At 64.0% G+C, this 23,720-nt stretch carries 36 protein-coding genes; 1 reads left to right on the forward strand and 35 read right to left on the reverse strand.

Annotation, left to right across the window (positions count from 1 at the left end; genetic code table 11):
- Positions 1-3: 3 nt before the first annotated feature.
- From G315_RS0111900 to G315_RS0111925, 6 genes are all read right to left on the reverse strand, one after another.
- A complete protein-coding gene (locus tag G315_RS0111900; RefSeq protein ID WP_018146431.1) occupies positions 4-936 on the reverse strand; it encodes an HlyC/CorC family transporter in 933 nt (310 codons plus the stop codon).
- Positions 929-1,444, reverse strand: coding sequence for an rRNA maturation RNase YbeY (gene ybeY / locus G315_RS0111905; RefSeq protein WP_018146432.1), 516 nt, complete (start codon positions 1,442-1,444; stop codon positions 929-931). Before ybeY ends, G315_RS0111900 begins: the two co-directional genes overlap by 8 nt.
- The gene (locus tag G315_RS0111910) at positions 1,434-2,447 is read right to left on the reverse strand and encodes a PhoH family protein (RefSeq protein ID WP_018146433.1); all 1,014 of its coding nucleotides are present in this window, start codon (positions 2,445-2,447) and stop codon (positions 1,434-1,436) included. The genes ybeY and G315_RS0111910 overlap by 11 nt, the downstream gene beginning before the upstream one ends.
- Positions 2,448-2,459: 12 nt before the next feature.
- Positions 2,460-3,812: a tRNA (N6-isopentenyl adenosine(37)-C2)-methylthiotransferase MiaB gene (gene miaB, locus G315_RS13830; protein WP_018146434.1), complete on the reverse strand. Its 1,353-nt coding sequence runs from the start codon at positions 3,810-3,812 to the stop codon at positions 2,460-2,462.
- 45 nt (positions 3,813-3,857) lie between these two features.
- A complete protein-coding gene (gene ssb, locus G315_RS0111920; protein WP_018146435.1) occupies positions 3,858-4,343 on the reverse strand; it encodes a single-stranded DNA-binding protein in 486 nt (161 codons plus the stop codon).
- 128 nt (positions 4,344-4,471) lie between these two features.
- Positions 4,472-5,842, reverse strand: a complete 1,371-nt coding sequence (locus G315_RS0111925; RefSeq protein ID WP_018146436.1) for an MFS transporter — start codon at positions 5,840-5,842, stop codon at positions 4,472-4,474.
- A gap of 192 nt (positions 5,843-6,034) precedes the next feature.
- Here G315_RS0111925 and uvrA point away from each other — a divergent pair, with 192 nt between their 5' ends.
- Positions 6,035-8,887 carry an excinuclease ABC subunit UvrA gene (uvrA, locus tag G315_RS0111930; protein ID WP_019612586.1) on the forward strand — a complete coding sequence of 951 codons (2,853 nt, stop codon included), beginning with the start codon at positions 6,035-6,037 and terminating at the stop codon, positions 8,885-8,887.
- 181 nt (positions 8,888-9,068) lie between these two features.
- On the opposite strand, the gene rplQ is transcribed toward uvrA, so the two are convergent.
- The 29 genes from rplQ to tuf all read right to left on the reverse strand — a co-directional run.
- Positions 9,069-9,458 (reverse strand): 50S ribosomal protein L17, encoded by a 390-nt coding sequence (gene rplQ / locus G315_RS0111935; protein ID WP_018146438.1) that lies wholly within the window; start codon positions 9,456-9,458, stop codon positions 9,069-9,071.
- A gap of 42 nt (positions 9,459-9,500) precedes the next feature.
- Entirely contained in the window at positions 9,501-10,490 is a 990-nt protein-coding gene (gene rpoA / locus G315_RS0111940; RefSeq protein ID WP_018146439.1) for a DNA-directed RNA polymerase subunit alpha, read from the reverse strand.
- A 30-nt stretch (positions 10,491-10,520) separates the two neighbouring features.
- The gene (gene rpsD, locus G315_RS0111945; RefSeq protein WP_018146440.1) at positions 10,521-11,141 is read right to left on the reverse strand and encodes a 30S ribosomal protein S4; all 621 of its coding nucleotides are present in this window, start codon (positions 11,139-11,141) and stop codon (positions 10,521-10,523) included.
- A gap of 15 nt (positions 11,142-11,156) precedes the next feature.
- Positions 11,157-11,546: a 30S ribosomal protein S11 gene (rpsK, locus tag G315_RS0111950; protein WP_017941093.1), complete on the reverse strand. Its 390-nt coding sequence runs from the start codon at positions 11,544-11,546 to the stop codon at positions 11,157-11,159.
- A 21-nt stretch (positions 11,547-11,567) separates the two neighbouring features.
- Positions 11,568-11,924, reverse strand: a complete 357-nt coding sequence (gene rpsM / locus G315_RS0111955; protein WP_018139891.1) for a 30S ribosomal protein S13 — start codon at positions 11,922-11,924, stop codon at positions 11,568-11,570.
- A gap of 66 nt (positions 11,925-11,990) precedes the next feature.
- Complete coding sequence (gene rpmJ / locus G315_RS14395) at positions 11,991-12,104, reverse strand: 50S ribosomal protein L36 (RefSeq protein WP_077277041.1); 114 nt, start codon at positions 12,102-12,104, stop codon at positions 11,991-11,993.
- Positions 12,105-12,119: 15 nt separating this feature from the next.
- Positions 12,120-13,466, reverse strand: coding sequence for a preprotein translocase subunit SecY (secY, locus tag G315_RS0111960; protein ID WP_018146441.1), 1,347 nt, complete (start codon positions 13,464-13,466; stop codon positions 12,120-12,122).
- 3 nt (positions 13,467-13,469) lie between these two features.
- Positions 13,470-13,901 carry a 50S ribosomal protein L15 gene (rplO, locus tag G315_RS0111965; RefSeq protein ID WP_018146442.1) on the reverse strand — a complete coding sequence of 144 codons (432 nt, stop codon included), beginning with the start codon at positions 13,899-13,901 and terminating at the stop codon, positions 13,470-13,472.
- Positions 13,902-13,903: 2 nt separating this feature from the next.
- Positions 13,904-14,083, reverse strand: coding sequence for a 50S ribosomal protein L30 (gene rpmD / locus G315_RS0111970; RefSeq protein WP_019612587.1), 180 nt, complete (start codon positions 14,081-14,083; stop codon positions 13,904-13,906).
- A 3-nt stretch (positions 14,084-14,086) separates the two neighbouring features.
- A complete protein-coding gene (rpsE, locus tag G315_RS0111975; RefSeq protein WP_018146444.1) occupies positions 14,087-14,593 on the reverse strand; it encodes a 30S ribosomal protein S5 in 507 nt (168 codons plus the stop codon).
- A gap of 26 nt (positions 14,594-14,619) precedes the next feature.
- Positions 14,620-14,973 (reverse strand): 50S ribosomal protein L18, encoded by a 354-nt coding sequence (rplR, locus tag G315_RS0111980; protein ID WP_018146445.1) that lies wholly within the window; start codon positions 14,971-14,973, stop codon positions 14,620-14,622.
- A gap of 10 nt (positions 14,974-14,983) precedes the next feature.
- On the reverse strand, positions 14,984-15,514 hold the full coding sequence (rplF, locus tag G315_RS0111985; protein ID WP_018146446.1) for a 50S ribosomal protein L6: 531 nt from the start codon (positions 15,512-15,514) through the stop codon (positions 14,984-14,986).
- A gap of 10 nt (positions 15,515-15,524) precedes the next feature.
- The gene (gene rpsH / locus G315_RS0111990; protein ID WP_018146447.1) at positions 15,525-15,917 is read right to left on the reverse strand and encodes a 30S ribosomal protein S8; all 393 of its coding nucleotides are present in this window, start codon (positions 15,915-15,917) and stop codon (positions 15,525-15,527) included.
- Positions 15,918-15,931: 14 nt separating this feature from the next.
- Positions 15,932-16,237 (reverse strand): 30S ribosomal protein S14, encoded by a 306-nt coding sequence (rpsN, locus tag G315_RS0111995; RefSeq protein ID WP_019563614.1) that lies wholly within the window; start codon positions 16,235-16,237, stop codon positions 15,932-15,934.
- Between the two features lie 15 nt (positions 16,238-16,252).
- Positions 16,253-16,792 carry a 50S ribosomal protein L5 gene (gene rplE, locus G315_RS0112000; RefSeq protein ID WP_018146449.1) on the reverse strand — a complete coding sequence of 180 codons (540 nt, stop codon included), beginning with the start codon at positions 16,790-16,792 and terminating at the stop codon, positions 16,253-16,255.
- Between the two features lie 18 nt (positions 16,793-16,810).
- Positions 16,811-17,125, reverse strand: coding sequence for a 50S ribosomal protein L24 (gene rplX / locus G315_RS0112005; protein WP_018146450.1), 315 nt, complete (start codon positions 17,123-17,125; stop codon positions 16,811-16,813).
- 7 nt (positions 17,126-17,132) lie between these two features.
- Complete coding sequence (gene rplN, locus G315_RS0112010; protein ID WP_018146451.1) at positions 17,133-17,501, reverse strand: 50S ribosomal protein L14; 369 nt, start codon at positions 17,499-17,501, stop codon at positions 17,133-17,135.
- Between the two features lie 22 nt (positions 17,502-17,523).
- On the reverse strand, positions 17,524-17,790 hold the full coding sequence (gene rpsQ, locus G315_RS0112015) for a 30S ribosomal protein S17 (protein ID WP_018146452.1): 267 nt from the start codon (positions 17,788-17,790) through the stop codon (positions 17,524-17,526).
- A gap of 4 nt (positions 17,791-17,794) precedes the next feature.
- Entirely contained in the window at positions 17,795-17,989 is a 195-nt protein-coding gene (gene rpmC / locus G315_RS0112020) for a 50S ribosomal protein L29 (RefSeq protein WP_018168209.1), read from the reverse strand.
- Positions 17,989-18,402: a 50S ribosomal protein L16 gene (gene rplP, locus G315_RS0112025; RefSeq protein ID WP_017941078.1), complete on the reverse strand. Its 414-nt coding sequence runs from the start codon at positions 18,400-18,402 to the stop codon at positions 17,989-17,991. Before rplP ends, rpmC begins: the two co-directional genes overlap by 1 nt.
- A gap of 10 nt (positions 18,403-18,412) precedes the next feature.
- The gene (gene rpsC, locus G315_RS0112030) at positions 18,413-19,093 is read right to left on the reverse strand and encodes a 30S ribosomal protein S3 (RefSeq protein ID WP_018146454.1); all 681 of its coding nucleotides are present in this window, start codon (positions 19,091-19,093) and stop codon (positions 18,413-18,415) included.
- 2 nt (positions 19,094-19,095) lie between these two features.
- Complete coding sequence (gene rplV, locus G315_RS0112035) at positions 19,096-19,437, reverse strand: 50S ribosomal protein L22 (protein WP_018146455.1); 342 nt, start codon at positions 19,435-19,437, stop codon at positions 19,096-19,098.
- Positions 19,438-19,446: 9 nt separating this feature from the next.
- Positions 19,447-19,719 (reverse strand): 30S ribosomal protein S19, encoded by a 273-nt coding sequence (gene rpsS, locus G315_RS0112040; protein WP_018146456.1) that lies wholly within the window; start codon positions 19,717-19,719, stop codon positions 19,447-19,449.
- 12 nt (positions 19,720-19,731) lie between these two features.
- Positions 19,732-20,553 (reverse strand): 50S ribosomal protein L2, encoded by an 822-nt coding sequence (rplB, locus tag G315_RS0112045; RefSeq protein ID WP_018146457.1) that lies wholly within the window; start codon positions 20,551-20,553, stop codon positions 19,732-19,734.
- A gap of 2 nt (positions 20,554-20,555) precedes the next feature.
- Positions 20,556-20,852 carry a 50S ribosomal protein L23 gene (rplW, locus tag G315_RS0112050; RefSeq protein WP_018146458.1) on the reverse strand — a complete coding sequence of 99 codons (297 nt, stop codon included), beginning with the start codon at positions 20,850-20,852 and terminating at the stop codon, positions 20,556-20,558.
- Complete coding sequence (gene rplD / locus G315_RS0112055) at positions 20,849-21,454, reverse strand: 50S ribosomal protein L4 (protein WP_018146459.1); 606 nt, start codon at positions 21,452-21,454, stop codon at positions 20,849-20,851. The genes rplW and rplD overlap by 4 nt, the downstream gene beginning before the upstream one ends.
- 4 nt (positions 21,455-21,458) lie before the next feature.
- Complete coding sequence (gene rplC, locus G315_RS0112060) at positions 21,459-22,103, reverse strand: 50S ribosomal protein L3 (protein WP_018146460.1); 645 nt, start codon at positions 22,101-22,103, stop codon at positions 21,459-21,461.
- Positions 22,104-22,213: 110 nt separating this feature from the next.
- On the reverse strand, positions 22,214-22,525 hold the full coding sequence (rpsJ, locus tag G315_RS0112065) for a 30S ribosomal protein S10 (RefSeq protein ID WP_017941070.1): 312 nt from the start codon (positions 22,523-22,525) through the stop codon (positions 22,214-22,216).
- Positions 22,526-22,530: 5 nt separating this feature from the next.
- Positions 22,531-23,720: elongation factor Tu (gene tuf, locus G315_RS0112070; protein WP_019612588.1), on the reverse strand; the 1,190-nt coding region annotated here is incomplete at its 5' end.

The raw sequence follows: 23,720 nt of genomic DNA on the forward strand, positions 1-23,720 counted from the left end.
CGATCAGGGGATGTGGCGGCCGTCCGGCTCCCGGGCCGGACCATCGAACGGCTGCGAGCCCTCACCGGTGGCGGCCTGCATGTCCGGCTCCGGCAGGCGCATCTCCAGCAGGTGCAGGCGCCGGTTATCAGCGCGCAGGACGCGGAACTGCATGCCATCCACGACGATCTGTTCGCCACGGCGCGGGACATGACCGAAATGCGACAGCACCAGGCCACCGATGGTGTCGAAGTCGTCCTCGCTGTAGGCGGTCTGGAAGTAGGCGTTGAACTCCTCCATCGGGGTCAGCGCCTTGATGGTGTAACGCCCGCCGGGGTGCTGCATGATCTGGGTCAGGTAGTCCTCGACATCGTGCTCGTCCTCGATCTCGCCGACGATCTGCTCCAGAACGTCCTCGATGGTCACCAGGCCGGCCACGCCGCCATATTCGTCCACCACGATCGCCATGTGGTTGCGGCTCAGGCGAAATTCCTTCAGCAACACGTTCAGACGCTTGCTCTCCGGCACGAACACCGCCGGGCGCAGGATCTCCTGCATATCGAAGGCGGCATCGTCCGGCTCGCCAAAGAAGCGCAGCAGGTCCTTGGCCAGCAGGACGCCGACCACCTCGTCGCGGTGATCCCCCACCACCGGCAGGCGCGAATGCGCGGAAGCGACCACGTCCGGGAGGAATTCGGAGAGCCCGGCGTCGCGGCGCACCACTTCCATCTGCGCGCGCGGGATCATGATGTCGCGCACCTGCATGTCCGCGACGTTGAGCACCCCCTCCAGCATGGTCAGGGCCTCGGGATCGACCAGCTCGCGGGCGTGGGCACCGCGCAGGCACTCGATCAGCTCGTGTCGGGTCGCCGGCTCGCGGCGCGGGCGCAGGATCTCGCCGGCGCGGATCAGCCAGCGCCGCCAGATGGGTTGTTCGTCGGGTTCGGGTTCAGGCATCGGGGGCGGTTCCGGCAGGATGCGGCGACAGGACGCGGGCCGGAGGGTCGGCATCGTAGGGGTTGGGATAGCCTAACCCGGCCAGGATCGAGGACTCAATTGCCTCCATCCGCGCGGCCTCGTCCGGCGTCTGGTGATCCATGCCCTGCAGGTGCAACATCCCGTGCACCACCATGTGGTGGTAATGGGCCGCCAGCGTCTTGCCCTGTTCCGCCGCCTCGCGCGCTAGCACCGGCACGCACAGGACGATATCACCGAGATAGGCGCTCGCCTCGGGCGGCAAGCCCGGCGGCAGCGCCGGCGCCGGGAATGACAACACATTGGTCGCGTAGTCGCGTCCCCGGAAGGTGTGATTCAGCGACTGGCCCTCCTCGGCATCCACCAGGCGCAGAGTGACTGTGGCCGCGCCCGCCCCGCGCCAGGCGGCGCGGGCCGCCCGGTGCAAGGTGGTAGGGCCGGGCAGACCGGCACGCGGAACAGCGTATTGCACCGCGATTTCAAGCGCCATCGGCACCCCGCCCGGAACCGGGCTCCGACTCCCCAGCCGGCTTGCCAGACGCATGGTCGTGGGCCTCGTAGGCCTCGACGATGCGCTGCACCAGCGGGTGGCGCACCACGTCACCGGCCTGGAAACGGGTGATATGCACCCCCTCCACGCCCTGCAGGATCTGCATCGCGTGCTTGAGGCCCGATCCCTGCCCCCGCGGCAGGTCCACCTGGGTGATGTCGCCGTTGACCACCGCAGTGGAGCCGAAGCCGATGCGGGTCAGGAACATCTTCATCTGCTCGAGGGTGGTGTTCTGCGCCTCGTCGAGGATGATGAAGGCCTCGTTCAGGGTGCGTCCGCGCATGTAGGCCAGCGGCGCGACCTCGATCACCTGGCGTTCCATCAAGCGTGCGGTCTGATCGAAGCCCATCAGTTCGTACAGGGCGTCGTACATCGGCCGCAGGTAAGGGTCGATCTTCTGCGCCAGATCGCCGGGCAAAAAGCCCAGGCGCTCGCCGGCCTCCACCGCCGGACGCACGAGCACCAGGCGCTGCACGCGGTCCTGCTCCAGTGCGGCGACCGCGGCGGCCACCGCAAGGTAGGTCTTGCCGGTCCCGGCCGGGCCGATGCCAAAACTGAGATCGTGCCGCGCGATCGCGGACAGGTATTTCGCTTGACGCGGGCCGCGACCCCGGATCACCGCGCGTTTGAGCCGCAACGCGGGATCGTCGCCCGTGCCCTCGGGCTCCGCCAGCCCCTCAACATGGGCGGTCTGCAGCGCGGTATGCACCTGCTCCAGGCTGACCGGTTCTTCCTGCGCCATCCGGTGCAGGTCGTGGATCAAGGCCCCGGCCGCCTTCACGGCACCGCCCGGCCCGGTGAGATTGAAGCGCGGCCCGCGATTGTGCACGGCCACGCCCAGGCGTGACTCGATCAGGCGCAGGTGGGCATCCAGCGGCCCGGAGATCCGCGCGAGCGTCTCCTGGTCACCAGGCTCCAGGGTGAAATCCAGACGATTGGCCATGCTTCGGTTTCCCTAGGCGCCGACGGCAGCGGGCATTGTCCGCTCCACCGTACGCCCGCGCAGGGAATGTGCCAGGGCCTCGGTAATCTCGACCGGGATCAACTGCCCGATCAGGCCGGGGTCCCCGGCGAAGTTGACGATGCGGTTGTTCGCCGTGCGCGCGGCCAGTTCGCCGGGGTTGCGCTTGGCCGGACCCTCCACCAGTACCGGCTCGATGTTGCCCACCATGGACTCGTTTCGCGCGCGGCCGTTCTGCTCGATCAGGGCCTGCAACTCGGCCAGACGGGCCTTCTTGGTCGCCATCGGCACGTCATCCGGCAGCGATGCGGCCGGGGTGCCCGGGCGCGCGCTGTAGATAAAGCTGAAGGAGAAATCAAAATGCAGCTCCTCGATCAGCTTCATCGTCGTGGCGTGGTCGGCGTCGGTCTCGCCGGGGAAGCCGACGATGAAGTCCGAGGAGAGATCCAGGTCCGGGCGCGCCTCGCGCAGGCGGCGGATCTTGGACTTGTATTCCAGGATCGTGTGGCCGCGTTTCATCTGCGCCAGGATGCGGTCGGAGCCGCTTTGCACCGGCAGGTGCAGGTGACTGACCAGCTTCGGTTCGTCGGCAAAGGCCTGGATCAGCGAATCGGAGAACTCCACCGGGTGCGAGGTAGTGAAGCGGATGCGTTCGATCCCGTCGACTGCCGCGACATAGTGGATCAGCAGGGCCAGGTCCGCGGTGTCGCCGTCATCCATCGGCCCGCGGTAGGCATTCACGTTCTGCCCCAGCAGGTTGATCTCCCTGACCCCCTGCGCGGCCAGCGCGACCACCTCGGCAATCACGTCGTCGAACGGGCGGCTGATCTCGTCGCCGCGCGTATAGGGCACCACGCAGAAGCTGCAGTACTTGGAGCAGCCTTCCATCACCGAGACGAACGCACTCGGACCGTCGGCCTTCGGCTCCGGCAGGCGGTCGAATTTCTCGATCTCGGGGAAGGAGATATCCACCACCGGGGCGCGCTCACGGCGCACCGACTGGATCATGGCCGGCAGGCGATGCAGGGTCTGCGGGCCGAACACCAGATCCACGTACGGGGCCCGGGCGCGCAGGGCATCGCCCTCCTGACTGGCAACACAACCGCCCACACCGATGATCACCTCCGGCCGGCGTTCCTTGATCTGCCGCCAGCGCCCCAGTAGCGAGAAGACCTTCTCCTGCGCCTTCTCGCGAATGGAGCAGGTGTTCATCAGCAGCAGGTCGGCCTGCTCCGGATCATCGGTACGCTCCGCCCCGTGCAGCTCACGCAGTGCGTCGAGCATGCGATCGGAGTCGTACTCGTTCATCTGACAGCCGTGCGTCTGGATGTAGACCTTGCGGATCATGCTCTCGGTACTTCGCTAGTGGGTGAACAGTGGCTTATATGGACGTTAGAAGGGGACGTCGTCGTCATCGAAGCCGCCGCCGGAGGCCGGCGCGTTGCTGCGGTTGCCGCCTTGCTGGCCACCGCCGCCGTAGGCATTGCCGCCGCCATACCCCGGGTCCTGGTCGAAACCGCCACCACCGCCGCCACTGCCACCGCGGCCGCCGATCAGCTGCATCTCGTTGGCCACGACCTCGGTGCTGTAACGATCATTACCGGATTGGTCCTGCCATTTGCGGGTCTGGATCTTGCCTTCGACATAGACCTGCGAGCCCTTGGACAGGTACTGCGCGGCGATGTCCGCCAGACGCCCGAACATCACCACTCGGTGCCATTCGGTGTTCTCGCGCTTCTCGCCGGAGTTCTTGTCGGTCCACTGCTCCGACGTCGCCAGACGCAGATTGGTGACGGTAACCCCGTTCGGGGTCTCGCGCTTTTCCGGGTCGGCCCCGAGGTTGCCGAGCAGGATGACTTTGTTGACGCCGCGGGCCATGGGGCCTCCTTGTGTCCAGCATGGAGAAACAGATTCGATAGTGTAGCAGCCCACCCCGGCCGCGACAGTGCACCGGTCCGGGATGTGGACAGATTCGCGCGGCCAGCCGGGGAGGCATTGCGCGCGTTCTACGCGCCTGGCTTGCGCGCCAACCAGGCTGTCAGCTCGGGGGTGTCCGGGCCTCCTGGCTCCACCTTCAGGTACAAGGAACCGGCATCCGGCGACAGGTCCGCCTCGTGCACACCGGGCCATGCGGCAAGCTCCCGCAGCAGTTCCGCGTCACGACCGGACCAGTGGTCGGGTACCGCAACCACCCGGTTCGACCGGTAGCGCGGATGCATCCCGCGGGCGATCCACCACCAGGCCAGCAGCAACGGCACCCCGGCGAGGAACACCCCGACCGGCCCGACCAGTGTCAACAGGACACCCCCCAGCACGCCGCCGGCGAAGATCCCAAGGAACTGCGCGGTGGCAAAGCCGCCCATCGCCGTGCCCTTGTGGGCGACCGGCGCCACGCGCGCAACCAGCGACGGCAGTCCCGCCTCAAGCAGGTTGAAGGCGGCAAAGAACAGGACCATCAGCGCCGCCAGCGTCCACAGACCGCCGCCGTCCAGCACCAGCAGCGCCAGCAGGATCTGCACCCCGGCCAGCAGGGCGATCGCCCCGCGCAGCACGCTATGCACGCGCCGGCGGCGCTCCCCGAAGATGATCCCCGGGAGCATCAGCGCGAACCCCGCCAGCAGCACCGGCACATAGAACTTCCAGTGGCTGGCACCCGCTAGCCCGAGCGTCTCCACCAGCAGCACCGGGATAACCAGAAAGTTCGCGGCCAGGACCAGGTGCAGCACGAAGATGCCGAGGTTCAGGCGCAACAGGTCCGGGGCGCGCAGCACGCGGGGCAGTGCCGACCAGACCGGCACCATGTCCGGGTGTGCCCGCGCCCGTGCCGGGGTTGGCACCCAAAGGAACAGGATCACGATCGCGACCAGCCCGAGCAGCGCCGACAGGCCGAAGATCCCGGACAATCCCGCCGCCTGGTCCACCACCGGGCCCAGGGCCATCGCTGCGGTGAAGGTCAGGCCGATGGTCAGCCCGATCACGGCGAGCGCCCGCATGCGCCGTTCCTCGCCGACCAGGTCCGCTGTCAGGGCCAGGATCACCGCTGCCACCGCACCCGCCCCCTGCAGGGCACGCCCGAGGATGATGCCGTGGATGGTCTCGGCGACCGCGGCCAGCACACTGCCAGCAACGAACAGCAACAGCCCGGCGAGGATCAGCGGCTTGCGGCCGACCCGGTCCGACAAGAGACCGAATGGGATCTGCAGCACGGCCTGGGTGAGTCCGTAGATCCCGAGCGCCAGGCCCATCAGCAGCGGGGTCGCGCCGGGGATACGGTCGGCATGCAGCATGAACACCGGCAGGACCATGAACAGGCCGGCCATGCGCACGCCATAAATCGCCGCCAGACCAGTGGTGGCGCGCAGCTCGCGGGGATTCATGGCGTCCGGGACCGACGCGGGCAAGAAGAGCTCTTCATGTCCGGGGAGTTTACCGGCAAGCGCGGCGGGGAAACCATGGCGAGCGCGGCCCGGGTGTTACCATGGATGGTTTGCGGCGCCCCAATGGAAACACTGATCCGTGTTTTCGCTTGCGCGCCGCGCGACGTAACCCAGTGGAGTCGATCCAGCCCCATGGACAGCATCAGCATTCGCGGCGCCCGCACCCATAACCTGAAGAACGTGGACCTCGACCTGCCGCGCGAACGGCTGATCGTGATTACCGGCGTTTCCGGTTCGGGCAAATCCTCGCTGGCCTTCGACACCCTGTTCGCCGAGGGCCAGCGCCGCTACGTGGAGAGCCTGTCGACCTACGCCCGGCAGTTCCTGTCGATGATGGAAAAGCCCGACGTCGACCAGATCGAGGGTCTGTCGCCGGCGATCTCCATCGAGCAGAAGAGCACCTCGCACAACCCGCGCTCCACCGTCGGGACCATCACCGAGATCTACGACTACCTGCGCCTGCTGTTCGCGCGCGCCGGCGAGCCGCGCTGCCCGGAACACGGCGAGACCCTGGCCGCCCAGACCATCTCGCAGATGGTCGACCAGGTACTCGATCTGCCAGAGGGCGACAAGGTCATGTTGCTGTCGCCGGTGGTCCGCGGCCGCAAGGGCGAACACCACAAGATGCTCGAGGCCATGCGCTCCCAGGGCTACCTGCGCGCGCGTATCAATGGCGAGATCCACGACCTCGACGCCCTGCCGGCGCTGGACCCCAAGCGCAAGCACAACATCGAGATCGTGATCGACCGCTTCCGCGTGCGCGAGGACCTGCGCCAGCGCCTGGCCGAGTCCTTCGAAACCGCCACCGAACTGGCCGATGGCCTGGCGCTGATCGCGTGGATGGACGAGCCGGAACGCGAGCCGATGATCTTCTCGGCGCGCTACGCCTGTCCGATTTGCGGCTATGCCCTGCGCGAGCTGGAGCCCCGGCTGTTCTCGTTCAACAACCCGGCAGGCGCCTGCCCCACCTGCGACGGCCTCGGTGTGCACCAGTTCTTCGACCCCGAACGGGTCGTGTCGCAGCCCGAGCTAAGCCTTGGTGGCGGGGCCGTACGGGGCTGGGATCGGCGCAACGCCTGGTACTTCAGCCTGCTGACCAGTCTCGCCCGGCATTACGACTTCGACGTGGAGGCCCCTTGGCAGGAATTGCCGGCCGAGGTCCGCGCGGTGGTCCTGCATGGTTCGGGCACGGAGAAGGTCAAGCTGTCGACCCCGGCCGCCAACGGCCAACTGCGCACCGACGAACGCGTGTTCGAGGGTGTGATCCCGAACCTGGAGCGGCGCTACCGCGAGACCGACTCCGCGGCAGTGCGCGAGGAACTGGGCCGCTACCAGGCGGAACAGCCCTGCCCCGACTGCCACGGCACGCGCCTCAACTCGGCCGCACGCAACGTCTTTGTCAGCGACATGACCCTGCCCGAGGTCACGCACATGAGCGTGGCCAACGCGCAGGCCTTTTTCGACGACCTCCGCCTGCCGGGACGCTTCGCCCAGATCGCCGAGAAGATCGTGCGCGAGATCTCCGCGCGCCTGGGGTTCCTCAACGATGTCGGCCTCGACTACCTGACCCTGGACCGCTCCGCCGACACGCTTTCCGGCGGCGAGGCCCAGCGTATCCGCCTCGCCTCGCAGATCGGCTCGGCCCTGGTCGGGGTGATGTACATACTCGACGAGCCATCAATCGGGCTGCACCAGCGCGACAACGCACGCCTGCTGAAGACCCTGAGCCACCTGCGCGACCTCGGCAACACAGTCATCGTGGTGGAGCATGACGAGGATGCCATCCGACAAGCCGATTATGTCGTGGACATCGGCCCCGGCGCGGGTCGCCACGGCGGCCACATTGTGGCGTCGGGCACCCCGGAGGCGGTCGCGAATCATCCGGATTCCCTCACCGGCGCATACCTGCGCGGCACCCGCTGCATCGCGGTGCCGGACCAGCGAACGCAGCCCGACCCGGAGCGCGAGATCCGCGTAATCGGCGCGCGTGGCAACAACCTGAAGGGCGGTGATTTCGCCTTCCCCACCGGGCTGTTCACCTGCGTGACCGGGGTCTCCGGCTCCGGCAAGTCCACCCTGGTCAACAACACCCTGTACCCGGCCGTCGCCACCGCCCTCCATGGCGGGCGCCACCACATCGAGGATCACGACCGCATCGACGGCATGGAGTTGATCGACAAAGTGGTCGACATCGACCAGAGCCCGATCGGGCGTACCCCGCGCTCCAACCCGGCCACCTATACCGGCCTGTTTACGCCTATACGCGAACTGTTTGCCGCAACCGGCGAGGCCCGTTCGCGCGGCTACAAGCCCGGGCGCTTCTCGTTCAACGTACGTGGCGGGCGCTGCGAGGCCTGCCAGGGCGATGGCGTGATCAAGGTGGAAATGCACTTCCTGCCGGACGTCTTCGTCCCCTGCGACGTCTGCAAGGGCCATCGCTATAACCGCGAGACCCTGGACGTGCGCTACAAGGGCAAGAATATCCACGAAGTCCTGGAGATGACCGTCGAAGAGGCCCTCGACTTCTTCCAGCCGGTACCGGTGATCCACCGCAAGCTCGAGATGCTGATGGAGGTGGGCCTGTCGTACATCCAGCTGGGGCAGAATGCCACTACCCTTTCCGGTGGCGAGGCCCAGCGCATCAAGCTCGCCCGCGAGCTCTCCAAGCGCGATACCGGTCGTACGCTCTACATCCTCGACGAGCCGACCACCGGCCTGCATTTCGAGGATATCGCCCAGCTCCTGCGCGTGCTCCACCGCCTCCGCGACCATGGCAATACCATCGTCGTGATCGAGCACAACCTCGACGTCATCAAGACCGCCGACTGGCTGATCGATATCGGCCCGGAAGGCGGCAGCGGCGGCGGCGAACTCCTCGTGGCAGGCACCCCAGAAGCGGTGGCCGCCACGGCCCACAGCCACACCGGGCAGTTCCTTGCACCGCTGCTCCCCGCCGCAAGCCCTTCCCACGCCGCCAACGGTTAACGGCCTGCGGCCTTTTCCATCTCCACGTGCTGCACACCTGAGCGCCTGCGCACCATCCCCACAGACCGCGCGTACCTTCTCTCTTTCTTAATTCGCGGTTACCCAAACGCAAGAAAGCCGGCTCTAGGCCGGCTTTCCGAGCGCTCAACCTGCGAGCGCGCTTTCCTCTGGCGACGGACCCTCAGGCGGCTTCGCCTTCTCCGGCATCCAGTTCCGGACGATCCACGAGCTCAACGTACGCCATCGGGGCATTATCACCCGCCCGGTTGCCGCACTTCAGGATCCGCAGATAGCCACCGGGCCGCGCCTGGTAGCGCGGACCCAGTTCGGCGAACAGCTTGCCCACGATCTCCTTGTCACGAAGACGGGCAAACGCCAGCCGACGACCGTGAACGCTGTCTTCCTTGGCCAGCGTGATCAGCGGTTCGGCCACGCGACGCAGCTCTTTCGCCTTGGGCAGCGTGGTCTTGATCAGTTCGTGCCGGAACAGGGCCACGGACATGGCCTGAAACGTGGCCTTGCGGTGCGAGCTGTTGCGGCCAAGCTGACGGCCGGAATGACGATGACGCATGAGAGGCTTCCTCTAAAAAACGATGGGCGCGGGGCGCCGTGATTACTCGTTGTCGTCGCGCAGACCCGGCGGCGGCCAGTTCTCGAGACGCATGCCGAGCGACAGCCCGTGGGTCGCCAGCGTGTCCTTGATTTCGGTCAGCGACTTCTTGCCGAGGTTCGGCGCGCGCAGCAGCTCGACCTCGGTACGCTGGACGAGATCCCCAATGTAGTACAGGTTCTCGGCCTTGAGGCAGTTGGCCGAGCGAACCGTCAGTTCCAGCTCGTCCACCGGACGCAGCAGCACCGGGTCGATCGCGCCACCCACGGCACCCGCGACTTCGCCCGACTCTTCTTGCAAGTCCACAAACGGGGCCAACTGGCCCTGGAGGATGGTCGCGGCTTGACGCACGGCGTCATCCGGGGCGATCGCGCCATTGGTTTCGAGCTCGAGCACCAGGCGATCCATATCGGTCCGCTGGGCCAGACGTGCACTTTCGACACGATAGGACACGCGGCGAATCGGGCTGAAGCTGGCGTCCAGCAACAGCCGACCGATACCCGTGTCGTCCCCACCTTCGGCTTGCCGACGCGTGCTGACGGGCTCGTACCCGCGACCGGCGCGCGCCGTCAGAGTGATGTCCAGATCCACATTCTTGGTGATCGTCGCGATCACGTGTTCCGGATTCACCACCTCGACATCATGGTCGACCTGAATGTCGCCGGCCGTCACCACGCTCGGACCCCTCTTCCTCAGGGTCAGCGTGGACTCGTCGCGGCTGTGCATACGCAGCGCAACACCCTTCAGGTTCAGCAGGATGTCGACGACATCTTCCTGCACCCCTTCGATGGTGGTGTACTCGTGCAGCACGCCTTCAATCCGGGCCTCGACAATGGCGGCACCCGGGATGGACGACAGCAACACACGTCGCAGGGCATTGCCCAGGGTGTGGCCGAAGCCGCGTTCCAGCGGCTCGAGGGCGACCTTGGCCTGATTCCGATTCTCGGCCTCGACCTCGATCTGCTGTTTCTTGACCAGTTCGTTCGACTGCATTGTGACTCCTGGCGCCAGGCCGAAAAACGATTACTTCGAGTACAGCTCGACGACGAGCGACTCGTTGATGTCCGCAGGCAGATCGGAACGATCCGGGATCGCCTTGAACGTACCCTCGAACTTGCTGGTGTCGACTTCGATCCAGCTCGGGAACCCGGTCTGCTCGGCCAGCGTCATCGAGTCCTGGATGCGCACCTGCTTGCGCGCCTTCTCCCGGACCGTAACCACGTCGGACGGCTGCACCTGGTAGGCCGCGATGTTGACCACCTGCCCGTTCACCTGAATCGCGCGATGCGCCACCAGCTGACGCGCTTCGGAGCGGGTCGACCCGAAGCCCATGCGATACACCACGTTATCCAGACGACCTTCCAGCAGCTTCAGCAGGTTCTCACCCGTCGAGCCCTTGCGCTGAGCGGCCTTCTTGTAATAGTTGCGGAACTGCTTTTCCAGCACGCCATAGATGCGGCGAAGCTTCTGCTTCTCGCGCAGCTGCACGGCGTAGTCCGACAGGCGAGTACGGCGTTCACCGTGCTGACCCGGCGGCTTGTCGAGCTTGCACTTTGTTTCCAGCGCACGGACCCCACTCTTCAGGCCCAGGTCCACGCCTTCACGGCGACTCAACTTGCATTTCGGTCCAATGTAACGAGCCATTCTTCAACTCCAGCCTTAAACGCGGCGTTTCTTGGGCGGCCGGCAGCCGTTGTGAGGGATCGGGGTTACATCACTGATATTCGTGATCTTGAACCCGGCATTGTTCAGCGCACGTACCGCCGACTCGCGACCCGGACCCGGGCCCCGCACCATCACGTCGAGATTCTTCACGCCGTGTTCGGCCGCAGTCGTCCCGGCGCGCTCGGCCGCGATCTGCGCGGCGAACGGCGTCGACTTGCGGGAACCACGGAAGCCCGAACCACCGGAGGTGGCCCAGCTGATCGTGTTCCCCTGCCGGTCGGTGATCGTGATGATCGTGTTGTTGAACGTGGCGTACACATGAGCCACGCCCTCGGCGATATTTTTGCGGACCTTTTTCTTGGTCCGTGTTTGCGCTTGTGCCATGTACCTGAGATCCCAGTCTGATTACTTGCGAATCGGGCGACGCGGGCCCTTTCGGGTGCGTGCATTCGTCTGCGTCTGCTGACCGCGCAGCGGCAGGCCGCGACGGTGGCGCACGCCTCGGTAGCAGCCCAGATCCATCAATCGCTTGATGTTCATGCTGACTTCCCGGCGCAGATCCCCTTCCACGGGGATCTTGTCGATCTGGGCGCGCAGAGCATCCACTTCGGCATCCGTCAGATCCCGCACCTTGATGTCCCGACGCACACCCGCCCCATCGCAGATCAGGCCGGCCCGAGTCGGGCCAATGCCATAGATCGCGGTCAGCGCGATTACCGTGTGCTTCTGGTCAGGAATATTGATTCCAGCGACGCGAGCCATCCAACTTCTCCATCAAAATCCGGCAAAGCCGGCTATAGTAGCAATGATTATGCGTTACGCCAAGCTTCAGCCCTGACGCTGCTTGTGGCGGGCGTCGGAACAGATCACCCGGACCACGCCATTACGCCGAATGACTTTGCAGTTCCGGCACATCGGCTTTACAGATGCACGTACCTTCATGGTCTTTCTCCTGGTCTAGCGGATCCCGGTCCCGCCGAAACCCTTCAGATTCGCTTTCTTCATCAAGCCTTCGTACTGGTGGGACACCAGATGCGACTGCAACTGCGCCATGAAATCCATCACCACGATCACGATGATCAGAAGCGAGGTCCCGCCAAAGTAGAAGGGCACGTTCCAATACAGGATCAGGAACTCCGGCAGCAGGCACACTGCGGTGATGTACACCGCCCCCACCGCCGTCAGTCGCGTCATGACCCCGTCAATGAATCTTTCGGTCTGGACACCTGGCCGGATCCCCGGAATGAAGGCGCCCTGCTTCTTCAGATTTTCCGCCGTATCGCGTGAGTTGAACACCAGCGCGGTATAGAAGAAGCAGAAGAAAATAATCGCGGCCGCATAGAACATCACGTACAGCGGCTGTCCCGGGGCCAGCGTCGTCGAGATCTCGCGCAGCCAGTCCATCCCTTCAGCCTGGCCGAACCACTGCCCCAACGTCGACGGGAACAGAATGATACTCGACGCGAAGATCGGCGGGATCACCCCGGCCATGTTCAGCTTCAGCGGCAGGTGCGAGGACTGGCCACCGACCATCTTCCTGCCCACCTGGCGCTTGGCGTAATTGATCGTCACTCGGCGTTGCCCGCGCTCGACGAACACCACGAAGGCAGTCACCGCCAGGGCCAGGACGATCAGAATCACCACGAATGCCGCGGCCAGTTCACCGGTACGGGCCAGCTCCAGGGTTCCGCCAATCGCACCCGGGAGCCCTGCGACGATACCGGCGAAGATGATGATCGAGATCCCGTTCCCAATGCCGCGTTCCGTAATCTGTTCACCCAGCCACATCAGGAACAGCGTCCCCGTCACCAGCGAGACCACAACGGTGAAGATGAAGATCGGGCCCGGGTTCAGGGCCATCGGCATCCCCTGGATGGTCTGACCATTCAAGGCAATCCCGATCCCGATACTCTGGAACAGCGCGAGCGCCACGGTCCCGTAGCGCGTGTACTGCGTAATCTTGCGCCGTCCCTGTTCGCCCTCTTTCTTCAACTGCTGGAGCGCCGGAACGGTCGCGGCCAGAAGCTGCATGATGATGGCGGCCGAGATGTACGGCATCACCCCCAGGGCGAAGATCGACAGGCGCTCCAGCGCCCCCCCGGAAAACATGTTGAACATGTCCAGGATGGTCCCGCTTTGCTGTTCGAAGAACTGCGAGACGGCCACCGGGTTGATACCGGGCACCGGAATGAATGTACCGATCCGGTACACCACCAGGGCACCCAGAACGAACAGCAGGCGTTGGCGTAACTCGGTAAAACCGGTGAGCCCGCCACCGGAACGTGCTGTCGCTCCACGTGCCATTATTTAGGCCTCAACGCTCCCGCCAGCGGCTTCGATCGCCGCCCGCGCGCCCTTGGTGACGCCCACGCCCTTCACGGCACAGGCCTTCGAGACTTCGCCGGAGGCAAAGATCTTGGCGCTCTGCGCGTCGCTGCGCACGACGCCTGCAGCCTTCAGGGTGTCCAGGGTCACGTCGCCATCGACCTTGGCCAGTTCGCTGAGACGCACTTCGGCAGAATACTGTTGCTTGCGCGAGCGGAAGCCAACCTTGGGCAGGCGACGCTGCAGCGGCATCTGGCCGCCTTCGAAGCCGACCTTCGTGTAACCACCCGAGCGAGACTTCTGGCCCTTGTGGCCGCGGCCGCCGGTCTTGCCCAGACCGGAGCCAATTCCCCGACCGACGCGCTTGGCCGGCTTGCGGGCACCGTCGGGGCTGGAAATGTTATTCAGTCGCATGATTAGACTTCCTCTACCTTCAGCAGGTACGAGATCTTCTTGACCATGCCCAGGTTCTCGGGCGTGGCCTCAATGATCGCGCTGCTGTGGGTCTTGCGCAGCCCGAGTCCACGCACGCACGCCTTGTGCGTGGCGATACGGCCGGCGGTGCTGCGTACCAGTGTCAGTTTCAGCTTGCTCATGGCTTAGCTCTTCACTTCGTCGACGGACTTGCCGCGCTTGGCCGCAACCCGTTCCGGCGAGTTCACCATGGTGAGCCCGTCGATGGTCGCCTGCACGACGTTGATGGGGTTACGCGAACCGACACACTTGGCCAGCACGTTACGCACGCCCGCTACTTCGAGCACTGCGCGCATCGCGCCACCAGCGATGATCCCGGTACCCTCAGAGGCCGGCTGCATGTAGACATTGGCCGCGCCATGATGCCCGTTCACCGCATAGTGCAGCGTGCCTTCATTCAGCGACACATTGCGCATTTCCATGCGCGCCTGCTGCATTGCCTTCTGAATCGCCGCCGGCACCTCGCGCGCCTTCGCATATCCGTAGCCGACTCGTCCCTCGCCATCACCGACGACGGTCAGTGCTGCAAACCGGAACTGCCGGCCGCCCTTGACCACCTTCGCAACGCGGTTGACGCCAATCAGCTTTTCCTGGAGGCCGTCCTGCGCTTCGCTTACATCGTTACGTGCCATTTCTCTCTCCGCTCGATCGCGTTTGACTAGAACTGCAGGCCGCTTTCACGGGCGGCGTCGGCAAGTGCCTTCACCCGTCCGTGATAACGAAAACCCGCGCGGTCAAACGCGACCTGTTCGATCCCGGCTTTGCGCGCACGCTCCGCGATGGCCTGGCCCACGCGGGCAGCGGCCTCGGCGTTGCCGTTGGAACCCCCGGCATCCTTCAGATCCTTTTCCACGGTCGACGCCGCGGCAAGCACCGCGTCGCCCGAGGGGGCAATGATCTGCGCGTACATGTGGCGCGGCGTACGGTGGATACAGAGACGATGCACCCCCAGCTCACGGATCTTGAACCGTGCGCGCCGCGCCCTCTTAAGTCTGGCCTCTTTCTTGTCCACTGGTGCCTACCTACTTCTTCTTGGCTTCTTTGCGCACGATGCGCTCGTCTTTGTACTTCACGCCCTTGCCCTTGTAGGGCTCCGGCGGGCGGAAGGCGCGAATATTCGCTGCCACCTGGCCCACCTTCTGGCGATCCGTTCCCTTGACCACGACCTCGGTCGGGGTCGGCGTCTCCACCGTCACGCCTTCCGGAATGTCGAAGTCGATCGGATGCGAGTACCCGAGCGTCAGGTTCAGCTTCGCGCCCTGCATTTGGGCGCGATAGCCGACGCCGACCAACTCCAGCGCCCGAACGAACCCTTCGCTCACCCCGTGGACATGATTGCCCAAGAGTGCCCGAATAGTACCCGCCAACGCGACGTTCTTCGCGTTCTCCGTGGCCTTCACTCGAACCACCCCGTCCTCGACGGTAACGATCACGGCTTCGGGGCAGGTGAGCTGAAGCTCGCCCTTCGGACCCTTGATCTTGATCTCGCTGTCCGACTGCTCGACGGAGACGCCGTTCGGCAGCTTGATCGGCAGATTTGCAATGCGCGACATGGCTGATTCCTCAGTAAATCTTGCAGAGGACTTCGCCGCCCTGGCCTGCGGCCCGGGCAGCGCGGTCACTCATGACACCCTGTGGCGTGGAGACCACGGCGACCCCGAGACCGGCGTTAATCCGCGGCAGCTCGTCCTTGCCGCGATAAATCCGCAGGCCCGGACGCGAGATCCGCTCGACCGTCTCGATGACCGGCCGTCCCTCGAAGTACTTCAGCTTCACCACCAGTTTCTTCTGGGCAACTTCGCCCTCGACCTGGATGTCGCCTACGAAACCCTCATCGGCGAAGACCTTAAGGATACGCTCCTTGGCCTTGCTGAAAGGAATGGCGACCTGCTCCTTGTTCGCACGCTGGGCGTTGCGAACACGGGTGAGCATGTCGGAAATCGGATCGGTCATCATCGGTTCAAATCTCCTTACCAGCTCGCCTTGCGCAGGCCCGGAATCTCGCCCTTCATGGCGTGTTCGCGCAGCTTGTTGCGCCCCAGGCCGAACCGGCGGTAATAACCTTTCGGCCGACCAGTGACGCCGCAGCGGTTCGTCTGCCGAACGCGCGCCGAATCACGCGGCAGCTTTTGCAGCGCATGCATGGCCGCCAGGCGTTCTTCGGACGACTTGGTCTCATCGACCAGGATCGCCTTCAGTTCGGCCCGCTTGGCCGCGTACTTGTTGACCAGTCGCTCGCGCTTTTTCTCGCGTTCGAGCATCGATGTCTTTGCCATGTGCGCCTACCTCGGTTACTGCCGGAACGGGAATCGGAAGGCCTCCAAAAGGGCCTTGGCTTCCGCGTCCGTTCTTGCACTGGTGGTAATCGTGATGTCCATGCCGCGCAATTTGTCGACACGGTCGTAATCGATCTCCGGGAAGATGATCTGTTCCTTGATGCCCATGCTGTAGTTGCCACGGCCATCGAAGGCTTTCGCGGAAAACCCGCGGAAGTCCCGCACGCGCGGCAGCGCTACGCTGATCAGGCGATCCAGGAACTCGTACATCTGCCGCCGGCGCAAGGTTACCTTGCAGCCGATCGGATAGTCATCGCGGATCTTGAACCCGGCGATCGACTTGCGCGCCTTGGTCACCACCGGCTTCTGCCCGGCAATGGCCGTCATGTCGCTGACCGCGTGCTCGATCACCTTCTTGTCCGCAACGGCATCACCCAGACCCATATTCAGGGTCACCTTGGTGACACGCGGGATTTCCATCACGTTGGCATAGCTAAACTGCTCGCGCAGGGCCTGCTTCACCGTGGATTCGTATTCTTCTCTCAAGCGTTCCATAAAACCGTCCGTCCCGCGTTATGCGTCCACGACTTCGCCGTTCGAGCGGAAGACCCGCACCTTACGGCCGTCTTCCAGGGTCTTGAACGACACGCGATCACCCTTGTCGGTTGCTGGGTTGAAGACCATCACGTTGGACACATCGATCGGCATTTCCTTCTCGATGATCCCACCGCCGACGCCCTGTTGCGGGTTCGGCTTCTGATGCTTCTTCACCATGTTGATGTTCTGAACCAGAACCTTGCCATCGAGGACCTTGATAATGGTGCCCCGGCGACCCTTGTCCTTGCCAGAAATCACGACGACATCGTCGCCTTTGCGAATCTTGTTCATCACGTCCTCACAGCACTTCCGGGGCGAGGGAGATAATCTTCATGTACTTCTCCCCTCGCAGTTCACGCGTCACCGGCCCGAAGATACGGGTGCCGATCGGCTGGTGCTGGTTGTTCAGCAGGACCGCGGCGTTGCGGTCGAAACGGATCAGCGATCCATCCGCACGGCGCACACCCGCGGCCGTGCGCACCACGACGGCGTCATAGACATCGCCCTTCTTCACCTTGCCACGCGGGATCGCATCCTTGACGCTCACCTTGATGACGTCGCCCACCCGGGCGTACCGGCGGTGCGACCCGCCCAGCACCTTTATGCACTGGATGCGTCGGGCACCGCTGTTATCGGCGGCCTCGAGCACGGTCTGCATTTGAATCATGACTTATCTCCTGGCAGCCAATTCAGAGAGCGTCCTGCCCGACCACTTCGATCAGGGCATGATGCTTCTGCTTGGAAATCGGCCGGCATTCACGGATACGAACCCGATCGCCCATGCGCGAGACATTCTCTTCGTCATGGACGTGCAGTTTCGTGCTGCGACGAATGAACTTCCCGTACAGCGGATGACGGACGCGACGCTCGACAAGAACCGTGCGGGTCTTGTCCGTCTTGTCGCTAATCACGCGCCCGACGACGGAACGCTGAGTCCTGGAACCTTCTTCGGTCATTGTCTTAACCTGCCCTTCTACGTTCATTCATCAGCGTCTTGATCTGCGCGATCTCGCGCCGCACCTTGCCGACACGATCCGGGCGCGCAAGCTGCCCGACCGACTTCTGCATGCGAAGGCCGAACTGTTCCTTGTAGAGCGCTTCCAGCTCCTGGTCCAGATCGCCGTCCGACTTCTTTCTGAGCTCTTCTGCTTTCATCACATCACCTGCCGACGGGTAAACACCGTCTTGACCGGGAGCTTGGCGGCGGCCAGACGCATTGCCTCACGCGCAACGTCTTCATGCACACCTTCCATCTCGTAGAGCACGCGGCCGGGCTGGATCTTGCAGACCCAGTACTCGACACCGCCCTTGCCCTTGCCCATGCGCACTTCAAGCGGCTTCTTGGTGACCGGGACGTCCGGGAACACCCGGATCCAGATCTTCCCGCCACGCTTGATGTGACGCACCATCGCACGCCGCGCCGCCTCGATCTGGCGCGCGGTAATGCGACCGCGTTCCACGGCCTGAAGGCCGTACTCGCCGAAGCTGACCTTGGCGCCGGTGGAGGCCATGCCCCGGTTCCGGCCCTTGAACTGCTTGCGGAATTTGGTTCTTTTTGGCTGCAACATGGTCTATGTCCTAGCTCGCGTTGGCCGCAGCGCGCGTCCCTTCGACCGGTTCCAGGCCGAAAACTTCGCCCTTGAAGATCCACACCTTGACGCCGATGATCCCGTAGGTCGTACGCGCCTCGGCGAAACCGTAATCGATGTCCGCACGCAGGGTGTGCAGCGGTACGCGGCCTTCGCGGTACCACTCGGAACGCGCGATCTCGGCGCCATTGAGGCGACCGGCCACGTGCACCTTGATGCCCTGGGCACCCAGGCGCATCGCGTTACCCACGGCGCGCTTCATCGCACGACGGAACATAATGCGGCGTTCAAGCTGCTGGGCGATGCCTTCCGCGACCAGCTGGGCTTCGATCTCGGGCTTGCGCACCTCTTCGATATTGATCTTGACGTTGCCCTGCTCCAGACCCGTCTCGGCTGCCACTTCGCGGCGCAGCTTCTCGATGTCCTCGCCCTTCTTCCCGATCACAATCCCCGGACGGGCCGTGTGAATCGTGATGTGCGCGGCCTTGGCGGGACGCTCGATGGTGATTCGGCTGACCGACGCGTGGGCAAGTTTCTTCTGCAGAAACGTGCGCAGCTTGATGTCGTTGTTCAGCGTTTCACCAAACTCGCGACCGTCCGCGTACCAGGTCGCCGACCACGGGCGAGAAATGCCCAGCCGGATGCCGGTTGGATGTACTTTCTGACCCATGGTTAGTTCGCTCCCTTCTCGCTCACGCCCACTACAATGTGGCTGGTGCGCTTCATGATGCGGTTGCCGCGACCCTTGGCTCGCGCCTGCATGCGCTTGAGAACCGGGCCTTCGTCGATCTGGATGCGCGAGATGCGCAGCTCGTCGATGTCTGCACCGTCATTGTTCTCCGCATTGGCAATCGCGGACTCCAGCACCTTTTTTACAATCGCTGCCGGCTTTTTGGGGCTGAAAGTCAACTCGTTCAGAGCCTCTTCCACCCGCATGCCACGAACCTGGTCGGCGACCAGCCGCGTCTTCTGCGGCGAGATGCGCGCGTAGCGCAGTTTTGCAATCGTCTCCATCGTTCGTCCTCAGCGCGACTTCTTGTTGGCGATGTGACCCTTGAAGGTCCGCGTCAACGCAAACTCGCCCAGCTTGTGGCCGACCATGTTTTCGTTGACCAGCACCGGAATATGCTGACGCCCGTTGTGTACCGCGAGGGTGAGACCCACCATCTGCGGGATGATCATCGAGCGGCGCGACCAGGTCTTGATCGGACGCCGATCGTTCTTCTCGAGCGCCTCATCCACCTTCTTGCGAAGGTGATGGTCGACGAACGGGCCTTTCTTCAGTGAACGCGGCATGCTGGCACTCCGTTACTTCTTGCGCCGACGCACGATCATGCCGTCGGTACGTTTGTTGTTGCGGGTCTTGTAACCCTTGGTCGGGCGGCCCCACGGGGTCACCGGGTGACGCCCGAAGTTGCGACCTTCACCACCACCATGCGGGTGGTCGACCGGGTTCATCGCAGTACCACGCACGGTTGGGCGGACACCCATCCAGCGTTTGGCACCGGCCTTCCCGAATTTCTTGAGGCTGTGCTCGCTGTGACCGACTTCGCCGATCGTGGCCCGGCACTCGGACTGGATGCGGCGCATCTCACCGGAGCGCAGGCGAATCGTCGCGTGCGCGCCTTCACGTGCCACGACCTGGGCCGAGGCACCGGCGGACCGCGCAATCTGCGCGCCCTTCCCCGGCTTCATCTCGATGCAGTGAATCACCGTGCCCACCGGAATGGAGCGCAGCGGCATCGCGTTACCCACGCGAATCGGGGCCTGCGAGCCGCTAGTCACGGCATCACCCTGTTTCAGCCCGCGGGGCGCAATAATGTACCGGCGTTCGCCGTCAGAGTACAGTACTAACGCCAAATGAGCGCTGCGGTTCGGATCATACTCCAGCCGCTCGACCTTGCCGGGCACGCCGTCCTTGTTCCGCTTGAAGTCCACGATGCGGTAGCGCTGCTTGTGGCCACCACCGACGTGCCGCGTAGTAATGCGACCAGCGTTGTTGCGGCCGCCCGAGCGAGTCTGCTTTTCGAGCAGCGCCGCGTGCGGCGCGCCCTTGTGCAGACCGTCGCCACGGATCTTCACCGCGTGACGGCGCCCGGCAGAGGTCGGATTGGTCTTGATAATCGCCATGACTAGACCTGTTCTCCTTCACCCATGTCGATGCTCTCGCCTTCAGCGAGGGCCACATAGGCCTTTTTCCAGTGGTTGCGACGCCCGAACATGCGACCGAAGCGCTTGTTCTTGCCCTGCTGGTTCAATGTGCGCACGTGCTCCACCCGAACCTCGAACAGCTTCTCGATCGCGGCCTTGATCTCGGCCTTGTCCGCATCCGGCAGCACACGGAACACGTATTGCCCCACTTCGCCGGCGTTGGTCGACTTCTCCGACACCACCGGACCCTGAATAATCTGCATCAGACGCGAATTCATGCCAGCCACTCCTCAAGCTTGCGGATGGCGCCTTCCGTAATCACGACCGTATCGGCCCCGACCAGGTTGGCGGGATTGACACCGCTCACATCGATCACATCCACGTGCGGGACGTTGCTCAACGCACGTTCGGTCATCGCGTCATCCTCGGCCAGCACCACCAGCCCCCGCTCCAGGCCAAGCTCGCCGAGCTTGGCAATACCGTCACGGGTCTTGCCCGACTCGACGGAGAATGCAGCGACCACTTTCAGGCGATCCTGCCGCAGCAGTTCGGAAAGGATCGACGCCATAGCGGCGCGGTACATCTTCTTGTTCAGCTTCTGCGAGAAATCCTGAGTGCGCGCAGCGAACACCTTGCCGCCACCCGTCCACAGCGGGCTGCGAATCGTACCAGCGCGAGCGCGCCCAGTACCTTTCTGGCGGAACGGCTTGATGCCGCCGCCACTGACCTGGGCCCGGGTCTTCTGGGCACGGGTCCCGCTGCGGGCGCCGGCCAGCTGAGCGACGACGCTCTGATGCACCAGCGGTTCATTGAAATCCCGCTCAAAGCAGGTGGCGGACAGCTCCACGCTGGCCCCGGTATCGGCAGTCGTAACTTGCATTGTTTTAACCCTTCGCCTTCACGGCCGGACGAATCATCACGTCGGTACTCGGCGCGCCCGGCACGGCACCCTGAACCAGGACCAGGCTGCGATCAGCGTCGACGCGCACCACCTTGAGGTTCTGGATGGTTTTACGCTCGGCGCCCATGTGCCCGGCCATCTTCTTGCCCTTGAACACACGGCCCGGGCTTTGGTTCTGACCGATGGAGCCCGGAGCGCGATGCGCCAGCGAGTTGCCATGGGTCGCGTCCTGGGTGCGGAAGTTGTGACGCTTCACGGCACCCTGGAAGCCCTTGCCCTTGCTCTGAGCGGTCACATCCACGATCTGCCCCTCCTCGAACCGGTCGACGGTGATTGCATCACCGGCAGCCAGGCCTTCGAGGTCGGTCTCGTCGACGCGAAACTCCCACAGACCGCGCCCGGGCTCCACCGACGCCGCGGCGTAGTGCCCAGCCTCCGGCTTGCTTACCCGGGACGGCTTGCGCGAGCCCGCCGTCACCTGGACCGCGTTGTAGCCGTCGCCTTCGGTGCGCTTGATCTGGACCACGCGATTGTTGTCCACCTGTAGCACCGTAACCGGCACAGAGACGCCATCGTCCGTAAAGACGCGCGACATGCCGAGCTTGCGACCGATGAGTCCAAGAGCCATTACAAAACCCCTTCCGTATCAGACGGCGCTAACAAGCGCCCTAAAGCCGTGGCCCGGCGAAAATTCCGCCGGGCCACGGAAAGCCCAATAGTATGGCAGAAAATTTAACGTTAGTTAAGCCTGATCTGAACATTTACGCCTGCAGCCAGATCCAGCTTCATCAGGGCATCCACGGTCTTGTCGGTCGGATCGAGGATATCCATCAGTCGCTTGTGCGTGCGCAGCTCGTACTGGTCCCGCGCGTCCTTGTTGACGTGCGGCGAAACCAGGACGGTATACGCCTCGCTCTTGGTCGGCAGGGGGATCGGTCCCTTGACTCGGGCGCCGGTCCGCTTCGCAGTCTCGACGATCTCGGCCGCGGAACGGTCGATCAGTCGATGATCAAAGGCCTTCAGACGAATTCGAATGCGCTGGTTAGCCATCTGGTTCACTCAATAATCTTGGAGACGACGCCGGCGCCCACAGTGCGGCCGCCTTCGCGGATCGCAAAGCGCAGACCGTCCTCCATCGCGATCGGATTGATCAGGGACACCGTCATCTTCACGTTGTCACCCGGCATCACCATCTCGGTGCCTTCCGGAAGCTCCACCGAGCCCGTCACGTCCGTCGTGCGGAAGTAGAACTGCGGACGGTAACCGTTGAAGAACGGCGTGTGACGACCGCCCTCTTCCTTGCCCAGGATGTACACCTCGGCCTCGAAGTGCGTGTGCGGGGTAATCGAACCCGGCTTGCACAGCACCTGACCACGCTGAACGTCGTCACGCTTGGTGCCGCGCAGCAGGATGCCGACGTTGTCGCCCGCTTCGCCCTGATCCAGCAGCTTGCGGAACATCTCGACACCGGTGACGGTGGTCTTCTGCGTGTCGCGAATGCCGACGATCTCGATCTCTTCGCCGACCTTCACCACGCCGCGCTCGATACGACCGGTCACCACGGTGCCGCGACCGGAGATCGAGAACACGTCTTCCACCGGCATCAGGTACGCGCCGTCCACGGCACGCTCCGGCTCCGGAATCCAGGTGTCCATCGCTTCGACCAGCTTGTAAATCGCCGGGGCGCCCACTTCGCTCTCGTCACCTTCCAGCGCCTTCAGCGCGGAACCGGTGATGACCGGGGTGTCGTCACCCGGGAAGTCGTACGAGGACAGCAGGTCGCGTACTTCCATCTCGACCAGCTCCAGTAGCTCCGGATCATCGACCATGTCGGCCTTGTTCAGGAACACCACGATGTACGGAACACCGACCTGACGCGCCAGCAGGATGTGCTCGCGGGTCTGCGGCATCGGGCCATCGGCCGCCGACACCACCAGGATCGCGCCATCCATCTGCGCCGCACCCGTGATCATGTTCTTCACGTAGTCCGCGTGACCGGGGCAATCAACGTGCGCATAGTGACGAAGGTCGGATTCGTACTCGACGTGCGCGGTCGCAATCGTAATACCGCGGGCCTTCTCTTCCGGCGCGTTGTCGATCTGGTCAAATGCACGGGCTTCACTACCGTACTTCTTGCCCAGCACCGCCGTCATCGCCGCCGTCAGCGTCGTTTTCCCATGGTCCACATGACCAATCGTACCCACATTCACATGCGGCTTCTTACGCTCGAACTTTTCCTTGGACA

This window comes from Thioalkalivibrio sp. AKL7 (genome assembly GCF_000381705.1).
Lineage (GTDB): Bacteria > Pseudomonadota > Gammaproteobacteria > Ectothiorhodospirales > Ectothiorhodospiraceae > Thioalkalivibrio > Thioalkalivibrio versutus.